The organism is Streptomyces niveiscabiei (assembly GCF_001419795.1).
Classification (GTDB): Bacteria; Actinomycetota; Actinomycetes; order Streptomycetales; family Streptomycetaceae; genus Streptomyces; species Streptomyces niveiscabiei.
The window spans coordinates 1-8,014 of the sequence record NZ_LIRL01001029.1 but is presented as its reverse complement, the minus strand read 5'-3'; the positions used below and the strand labels follow the sequence as shown (position 1 = coordinate 8,014).

10 protein-coding genes are annotated in these 8,014 nt (G+C 71.9%); 7 read left to right on the top strand and 3 right to left on the bottom strand.

The window, feature by feature from the left end; translation table 11 throughout:
* The first annotated feature begins 228 nt into the window (after nt 1–228).
* Genes AOK24_RS39160 through AOK24_RS39155 form a run of 3 tightly spaced genes read left to right on the top strand, consistent with a single transcriptional unit; the run spans nt 229 to nt 2,383 of the window.
* A complete protein-coding gene (locus tag AOK24_RS39160) occupies nt 229–1,293 on the top strand; it encodes an aromatic ring-hydroxylating oxygenase subunit alpha (RefSeq protein ID WP_055724691.1) in 1,065 nt (354 codons plus the stop codon).
* Nucleotides 1,290–1,448, top strand: a complete 159-nt coding sequence (locus AOK24_RS48045) for a hypothetical protein (RefSeq protein WP_107104154.1) — start codon at nt 1,290–1,292, stop codon at nt 1,446–1,448. Before AOK24_RS39160 ends, AOK24_RS48045 begins: the two co-directional genes overlap by 4 nt.
* On the top strand, nt 1,445–2,383 hold the full coding sequence (locus AOK24_RS39155) for a PDR/VanB family oxidoreductase (protein ID WP_055724690.1): 939 nt from the start codon (nt 1,445–1,447) through the stop codon (nt 2,381–2,383). Before AOK24_RS48045 ends, AOK24_RS39155 begins: the two co-directional genes overlap by 4 nt.
* A 3-nt stretch (nt 2,384–2,386) precedes the next feature.
* Here AOK24_RS39155 and AOK24_RS39150 read toward each other — a convergent pair whose 3' ends face one another.
* A complete protein-coding gene (locus AOK24_RS39150; protein WP_055724689.1) occupies nt 2,387–3,064 on the bottom strand; it encodes an MmyB family transcriptional regulator in 678 nt (225 codons plus the stop codon).
* 278 nt (nt 3,065–3,342) lie between these two features.
* On the opposite strand from AOK24_RS39150, the gene AOK24_RS39145 reads away from it, so the two are divergent.
* The 3 genes from AOK24_RS39145 to AOK24_RS39135 all read left to right on the top strand — a co-directional run bounded on the left by AOK24_RS39145 (nt 3,343) and on the right by AOK24_RS39135 (nt 4,899).
* Nucleotides 3,343–3,987, top strand: coding sequence for a helix-turn-helix domain-containing protein (locus AOK24_RS39145; RefSeq protein WP_055724688.1), 645 nt, complete (start codon nt 3,343–3,345; stop codon nt 3,985–3,987).
* A 32-nt stretch (nt 3,988–4,019) separates the two neighbouring features.
* Nucleotides 4,020–4,547: a hypothetical protein gene (locus tag AOK24_RS39140; RefSeq protein ID WP_055724687.1), complete on the top strand. Its 528-nt coding sequence runs from the start codon at nt 4,020–4,022 to the stop codon at nt 4,545–4,547.
* A 142-nt stretch (nt 4,548–4,689) separates the two neighbouring features.
* Nucleotides 4,690–4,899 carry a hypothetical protein gene (locus AOK24_RS39135; protein WP_055724686.1) on the top strand — a complete coding sequence of 70 codons (210 nt, stop codon included), beginning with the start codon at nt 4,690–4,692 and terminating at the stop codon, nt 4,897–4,899.
* A 46-nt stretch (nt 4,900–4,945) separates the two neighbouring features.
* On the opposite strand, the gene AOK24_RS39130 is transcribed toward AOK24_RS39135, so the two are convergent.
* Together AOK24_RS39130 and AOK24_RS39125 are read right to left on the bottom strand one after the other, a co-directional pair.
* On the bottom strand, nt 4,946–5,632 hold the full coding sequence (locus tag AOK24_RS39130) for a 4'-phosphopantetheinyl transferase family protein (RefSeq protein ID WP_055724685.1): 687 nt from the start codon (nt 5,630–5,632) through the stop codon (nt 4,946–4,948).
* Nucleotides 5,629–6,495, bottom strand: a complete 867-nt coding sequence (locus AOK24_RS39125; RefSeq protein WP_055724692.1) for a metallophosphoesterase family protein — start codon at nt 6,493–6,495, stop codon at nt 5,629–5,631. Before AOK24_RS39125 ends, AOK24_RS39130 begins: the two co-directional genes overlap by 4 nt.
* 292 nt (nt 6,496–6,787) lie before the next feature.
* Here AOK24_RS39125 and AOK24_RS39120 point away from each other — a divergent pair, with 292 nt between their 5' ends.
* The gene (locus AOK24_RS39120) at nt 6,788–7,933 is read left to right on the top strand and encodes an ATP-grasp domain-containing protein (RefSeq protein WP_055724684.1); all 1,146 of its coding nucleotides are present in this window, start codon (nt 6,788–6,790) and stop codon (nt 7,931–7,933) included.
* Nucleotides 7,934–8,014: the final 81 nt, after the last annotated feature.

The following is an 8,014-nucleotide window of genomic DNA, read 5'->3' as shown; positions in this document are numbered from 1 at the left end:
CCGCGCACCGACCGCTCACACCTCCCGGAACCAGCACCCTCACCCCCCACCTCTCCCCATGAATTCACGGACCGCGTCCGCCCTTTTCGGCCAACCGGAATTCCCCACCCCCGGCACGCACCCCCCACACACCCCGCACCAGCGATCCTTCCGCGAGACGGAAGTGCCGTTGCACCACCCCCACGCACCTCAAGACGATGGCGGCAGGACCGAGAGACGGGAACCCCCATGCCGCACATCACCGCCTTCGCCAGGAACCAGTGGTACGTCATGGCCTACAGCCACGAGGTGGGCCGCGAGCTGCTCGGCCGCACCGTCCTGGGCGAGCCGATCGTCGTGTACCGCACGGAGGCCGACGGCACCCCGGTCGCCCTGCACGACCGCTGTGTGCACCGGCGTTACCCGCTCTCGGCGAGCGGCCTGGACGGCGACCGGATCGTGTGCGGCTACCACGGCTTCACGTACGACACGACGGGTACGTGCGTGTACGTGCCGGGCCAGAAGCGCGTCCCGCGCACGGCGCGCGTCGCCGCGTACCCGGTGGTCGAGCAGGACTCCCTGATCTGGGTGTGGATCGGCGACCCGGCGCTCGCGGACCCGGCGGCGATCCCGCGCGCCCGCCACCTCGACGCGCCGGGCTGGACGACCGTACGCGGCATGGAGTCGATAGACGCCGACTACGGCCTGCTCGTCGACAACCTCCTCGACCTGTCGCACGAGACGTATCTGCACGGCGGCTACATCGGCACCCCCGAGGTCGCCGAGACGCCGATCACCACCGAGGTCGACGAGGGCGCCGGGATCGTCCGGGTCAGCCGGCACATGGACGACGCCGAGTGCCCCCCGTTCTACGCCCGTTCGACCGGCATCGAGGGCCGGATCACGCGCTGGCAGGACATCGAGTACCACGCGCCGTGCCTGTACCTGCTGCACAGCCGCATCGCCCCGGCCGGGGTGGTGCCCGAGGCGGACGGCAGCGATCCGCACGGCTTCCACACGGAGATCACGTACGCGATCACCCCGTCCGGCGACGGCAGGGTGTACGACTTCTGGATGGTGTCGCGGGACTGGGCGACGGACGACGAGGAGGTCACCGAGTTCCTGCGCGGCAACAACCACACGGTCGTCATGCAGGACGTCGACGCCCTCAACCTCCTTCAGCGCACGCTGGGTTCGGAGCGCGACGGCTACCAGGAGCTGAGCATCAACATCGACACCGGCGGTCTCGCCGCGCGCCGCATCCTCGCGCGTCTGGTCGAGGAGGGCGACAAGCCCGTGGAGCGGGCCCTGTGACCGGCGAGGTCTACCGCGTCGCCTGGCTCCCCGGCACGGACGTCCTGCACGGCACCTGCCACTGCGGACGCGAGCACACCGCGCAGGACCCGGTGGAGATGTGGGAATGGATGCTGGCGCACCCGCGCGGCCACGACACGGAGGAGGCCGAGTGACCGCCTACGACGGCGAACTGACCGTCCATCAGATCGACACGGTCGCCGAGGGCGTACGCCTGCTGTCCCTGCGCCACCCCCTCGGCGACCCCCTGCCCGCCTGGGAGCCCGGCGCCCACGTCGACCTCCTTCTCGCGCCCGGCCTGGAGCGGCAGTACTCGCTGTGCGGTGACCCGGCGGACCGGCACGAGTGGCGGATCGCGGTGCTGAGAGAGCCGGCCGGCAGAGGCGGATCGGCTCATGTGCACGAGGAGTTGGCGCCCGGCGACAAGGTCCGGGTGCGCGGCCCCCGCAACAACTTCCCCCTCCTGCCCGCCGCCCGCTACCGCTTCGTCGCCGGGGGCATCGGCATCACCCCGCTGCTGCCGATGCTGGCCGCCGCCGAGGCGTCGGGCGCGGAGTGGACGCTGCTGTACGGCGGACGCTCGCGGCGGTCGATGGCGTTCACGGACCAACTCCTGCGCTACGGCGACCGGGTGAGCGTCGCGCCGCAGGACGAGACCGGGGCGCTGCTCGAACTCGGGCCGGTGCTGGACGAGTTGCCCGGGGACACGCTCGTCTACTGCTGCGGCCCCGGGCCGTTGCTCGACGCGGTGGAGAGCCGGTGCCCCTCGGGGGTGCTGCACATCGAGCGGTTCCAGCCGCGATCCCAAGACGCCCATGAGGCACGGGAGTTCGAAGTCGTCCTGGAGCGCAGCGGGCGCACGGTCACGGTCGGGGCGGACGTCTCCGTACTGGACGCGGTGCGGGCGGCCGGGGTCGAGGTCCTGTACTCGTGCACGGAAGGGACGTGCGGGACGTGTGAGACCGATGTCCTCGAAGGGACAGTGGACCACCGGGACTCGGTGCTGACGGCGGAGGAACAGGAAGCCGGGGAGACGATGATGATCTGCGTGTCGAGGTGCAAAGGGGAACGGCTGGTGCTGGACCTCTGAGCCTCAGGCTTCCGGCGCCGGCACCACCGTGAGGTGACTCGCCCCCCTGCGCCCCGCCCGCGCCCCGCTCCGGCGCCCCGCGTGCCGTGCCCGGGGCGGTTCCCGCAGGACCAGCGTCAGCCGTGTACACCCCATGTCCTGAAGGGACTTGGTCGTCTCCGTGACGACGCGGCAGTCGGTGGCGCCCCAGCGCGGGTCGGGGTGCAGGAGGGGGCGGACGGCGCCGTCGAGGGCGAGGCCGGCGGGGCCGACCTCGCGGATCCAGCGCGGCAGGCCGTGCCGGTAGGCGGCCTCCATGATCGGGTCCTGCGCGATCTCCCGCCGTACGGACTGGAGTTCGCGGTCGTCGCCGTCGCGCTCCAGGGCCGCAGCGAACTGCGCGAGCATCGGCAGGCACCAGCGCGACTCGTGGTCGCCGAGGACGAGCGAGGCGTCGGGGTGGAAGAGGACGAAGCGCAGGAAGTTGTCGTCGGGCATGGCGGTGGGGTGCGGGCCGACCCCGCCGAAAAGTGTCCGGAAAGCGGTGTTCGCGATGACCGCGCCCCAGCGCCGGTCGAGCACGACGGACGGGAAGGAGACCGCGTCCAGCAGCGCGGCGTAGTCCTGGAGGTATGCGTGGGCCTCGGGCCCTTCGGGGCGGGACGGCGGTACGGACCGCTGCCCACCTGCCCTGTATGCCATCGGGAGGTCACCCCTCTTGCCTTTGCGGCCGTCTCGCGGCGCCCCGATCCTGCGGCCCCCGCACTCGTCATGTCAACTATCGTGGCATTCGGCGGTGGTTGACGGCTGAAATTGGCCACAGTTGTGGCGAGACCTGGATGTGAGTTCGAAAAACCGGTTACCCTCCGGGCAGTTGACCGTGACTGCCGGTATGGATGAGTGTGACCGTCGGTGCGGAGGAGGCGGTTTCGGCCGGTCGGGCCGCGGGGCGTCCGCGAGAGATGTAGGAGACCTGTTCCGTGACGGATGACTACGAGGCTGCCGGCGACCCGGCGACGGCTTCGCTGTCGGCGCTCGTCGCCCGGGTCACCGCGCTCGCCGGCCGGCTCGGCGTGCCGCACGCGCAGGTCTTCGACGTCCCCCGCCTCTCGGTGTCGTCCGGGGTGCCCGAGCCCGTCGTCAAGGCGCTGCTGAGCGGGCGCCCGGCGGGCGAGCCCGACGTACAGGCCCGCTTCCTCCAGCGGCTCGGGCTGCTGCGGCGCACCCGCCTCAAGCCGGGCGGGCGCAAGTACACGCAGCAGGAGATCGCGGACGGCGCGGGCATGTCCCGGCAGCAGGCGGGCGCGCTGATCAACGGCGACCGGCGGCCCACGATGGAGCACTGCGACGCGATCCAGCGGTTCTTCCGCGTCCACGCGGGCTTCCTGACCGCCGAGGACCCCGAGGCGCTCGCCAGCGTCCTGCTCCACACCGAACAGGAGCTCCTCCAGCAGCTCGCCGCGCGCGAGGCCGCCTCGGCGGACCCGCTGGAGAAGCTCCTCCAGGACCACGGCGTGCGCGGGATCGCCTGGCGCGCCGCCCAACTCCCCACCGACCAGCACCGCGACAAGGTCGCCGAGTGGCTGGACATGCTGCTGGAGAGCGTCAAGCGACCCGAGTCGTGAACCCCTGGAGGGCGGTGGGCATGAGCAGGCGGATGCGGCGGCTGTGCGGCGAACTCGTCGCCGGTCTCGCCCTCGACACACCTGCGGCGCCCGAGGACGTGTACGCCGGCCTGTGCGCGGCGATGAGCCGCAGGCGGGGCCGTCCCGTGCACTTCCGTACGGCCGCGTTCCCGGTCGGTACGGCGAGCGGGCTGTGGCTGGACATGACCGATCAGGACCTCGTCGTGATCGAGGAACGGACAGCGCCCGATCATCAACTGGTCATCCTCGGACACGAGCTGTGGCACATGACCGCCGGGCACCACGGCCACCCCGTCGAGGGCGCCGTCGTCGCCGCGCGCCTGCTGCACGACGGCGCCGACCTCCAGGAGACCGTACGCCGGGTCGCCGCGCGCACGCGCTTCGACGAGGAGGACGAGCGCGAGGCGGAGACCTTCGGGCTGCTCCTGGCGAGCCGCTGCCGGGGGCTGCTCGCGGGCACGCCGGAGAAGGGCCAGCGCGACCGGCTGGCGGGGCGGATCGAGGCGTCGCTCGGCTATCTGCGGCAGGACGGGAAATGACGCGCGGCCGAACATGCCGTCCGCTATGCAGGTGAACCGGAGCGCATCGCAACGGGGTTGAGGGCGATTGTCAGTGGCGGGCGGCAAGCTGGACGGTACGACGAGACCAACCAGCCGATGCCGACCAGGGGAGAGCCGTCCGATGCCCACCACCTCCGTACTGACCGACCGTGAACGCGCCGCAGTCCAGGCGTACTTGAGGCTCCTCAACACCGTGGCCGCCGCGTACGACGGAGAGGTGCGGGTGGTTCCCGCTTCGGTGCTCGCGGAGGCGGAGGAGGCGCTGCGGGAAGCGGGGCTCACCGGCAACGAGGCGGACTTCTTCAAGCTCGTACGGGGGTGGTGCCCCTGAGCCCCTGGCCCCCCTGGCAAACCGAACCCCGGCCGCCCGCGCGGGCTCAGGCCGTGTGCGGAATCGAGATCGCCGTGGCCAGCAGCCCGTCCCTGACGATCCAGTGTCCCTCGAACCGCCCGACCTCCCGCCCGTCCACCACCGGCCCCGGCACGCGCAGGGTCGCCGACACCGTCCCGAACGCCTCCTCGACCGGTGTCAGCGTGATGTCCGCCTCGGAGAAGTCCAGCCACTTCCCCGTCAGCGGGAACCACGCCTTGTACACCGACTCCTTCGCGCTGAACAGCAGCCGGTCCCAGTGGACGTGGGGCCGGCTCGCGGTGAGCGCGGCGAGGCGTTCCTCCTCCGCGGGCAGCGCGATCGCGGACTGGACGCCCTCCGGCAGCCGGTCGTGGGGCTCGGCGTCGATGCCGAGGGAGGCGAGGTCGGCGGTGCGGACGAGGGCCGCCGCGCAGTACCCGGCGCAGTGTGTCATGCTGCCGCGCACCCCCTCGGGCCAGCCCGGCGCACCGCGCTCGCCGGGCAGGATCGGCCGGGGCGGGACGCCGAGCTTCTCCATGGCCTGGCGCGCACAGGCGCGTACGGTCGCGAACTCGCGGCGCCGCTTGTCGACGGCCTTCGTGATCACCGCGCGTTCCTCGGGGTACAGGCCCTCCTCGGCGGCGGGATCGGCGGCGGCTGCCCCGATCGCCTCCACCGCCACCACGGACGCGGGCAGCAGCCGCTCGATCACTCGCTCTCGCCCTTCACCGGAGCCGGCAGGATCAGCCGCGGGCGCCCCGGCGGCTGCTGACGCTTCTTCCACTCGCGCGGATAACCCACCGAGACCTCCTCGAACCGGACGCCCTCGTGCCAGGTGGTGCGCGGAATGTGCAGGTGCCCGTAGACCATGGCGGCCACCGGAAAGCGGCGATGCCAGTCGGCGGTCAGCGTCGTGCCGCACCACATCGCGAACTCGGGATACCAGAGCACCTCGGTGGGGTGCCGGTCGAGCGGATAGTGGTTGACGAGGACGACGGGCAGGTCCGCCGGCAGCTCCGCGAGCCGCCGCTCGGTCAGCTCCACCCGCGCCCGGCACCACGCCTCGCGGGTCGGGTAGGGGTCGGGGTGCAGGAGGTACTCGTCGTTGCAGACGACGCCCGTGCCGTGCGCGTACTCCAGGCCCGCCTCCTTCGTCGCGCAGCCCGCCGGGAGGAACGAGTAGTCGTACAGCAGGAACAGCGGGGCGACCACGGCCGGACCGCCGGGGCCCTCCCAGACCGGGTACGGGTCCTCGGGGGTGACGACGCCGAGGTCGCGGCAGACGGCGACGAGGTGCTCGTACCGCTCGACGCCGCGCAGCGTGACCGGGTCGGCGGGGTGGGTCCACAGCTCGTGGTTGCCGGGCGCCCAGACGACCTTGGCGAAGCGGCTCGCGAGGGTCTTGAGGGTCCAGCGGATGTCCGCGACGTTCTCGGAGACGTCGCCCGCGACCAGCAGCCAGTCGTCCTCGGTGTCCGGGTGCAGCTCCTCCACCAGGGCCCGGTTCTCGGGGTACCCGATGTGCAGGTCGCTGATGGCCAGCAGCCGCCCGGCTCCCCCGGCCGTCGTCGTCACCACGCGCCCCCGTCCCTCGTCCGCAACGCTTTCCACGCTTTCCAAGGTCACCACGACAACACATTCGGCGCCCCGCGACAAGGCCGTCCCCGCGACGTCGGTGCAGGGGCCACCCACCGCCCGGGAATCCGTAACACGTGTGTTGCACGCGGGACCCCGCGCAGGCCGTATGATCGCCCCAACACCACCGCCATGAACTTCCCTTCGCGCAGGGCGGTTTGGTGTCCCCACTTCCTCCTGCCTGGGCCGGGCCTGCTTCGCCCTGCCCGCGAACCCTGAAAGGCGGCCTCGCATGGTCTCTCGCGTACGCGTCTGGCTCAACCGCACGTACGCGGAGAACGTCTTCTTCATGGATCAGCTGCGGAGAAATCCCAGCGACCGCGCCGTGGAGATCCATGCGACGCACGGCGACGCCGACTCCCCCGTGCTGGCCGCCGCCGACACCGCCGACCTGGAGCCCGAGGGCCTCTCCCCCGCCGCCTACGTCGAGTTCGCCCTCGACCAGTGCGCGCGCCGCTCCATCGACGTGTTCGTGCCGCGCCTGCACCAGTCGGCGATCGTCGCGCACCGCGCGGACTTCGAGGCGGTCGGCACCGCGCTGCTCGCGCCGACGCCGCAGGCCGTGGCCGTCTTCGAGGACAAGATCGTGGCGTACGAGGCCGTGCGCGCCGTCGGCGTGGGTGTGCCGCCGTGGTTCCGGGTGCGCAACGCGGAACAACTCGTCGAAGCGGTCGACGCGTTGGAGGCCGACGGCCACAAGGCGTGCTTCAAGCCGGCGTCCGGCGCGGGCGGGGTGGGCTTCCGTGTCGTCACGCGCGCCCCCTTCTCGCTCTCGCACCTCACCGGATTCCCGTCCCCCTACGTCCCGTTGGACCTGGTGAGGGCCGCGCTGGAGGAGGCCGAGGAAGAGGTCGACTGGATCGTCATGCCGCGCCTGGAGCAGCCCGAGGTGTCGGTGGACTGCCTCACCGGGCCCGACAACATCGTCCGCATGTCCATCGGGCGGACGAAGAACGGGCGCCGTCGCGGGTTCACGCTGGACCGGCGGTGGCTGGAGCCGGCCCGGCTGATCGCCGAGGGCTTCGGGCTGCACTACCTGTCCAACATCCAGTTCCGGATGTTCGGCGACGAGCCGGTCCTCATGGACGTCAACACCCGGCCCGCCGGAGGGCTGCACCAGCTCTCGCTGTGCGGGGTCAACGCCCCCTGGGCGGCTGTGCAGTTGGCGCTCGGCGAGGACCCGGGCGAGATCGCGCCGCCGTTCCTCGGGCAGGACTACACGGTCGTCTCCGGGCCGCGTCCGCTGCGGCCGGTGACGCTGCCGCAGCAGCGGATGGACGAGCCGGTGCTGCCCTCGGTGGCCGCGCCCGCCGTGCCGGTGGAGAGCGAGGCCGTCGTGGAGAGCACGGTCGCCTCGGAGGCCACGGCGTCCGCGTAAGCGCAGATCACCCCCTGTCTCCCCCGGTCTCGAAAAACTGGGGGAGATTTTTTTGCGCGGGGGTGTATCAGGGGGCGGGGT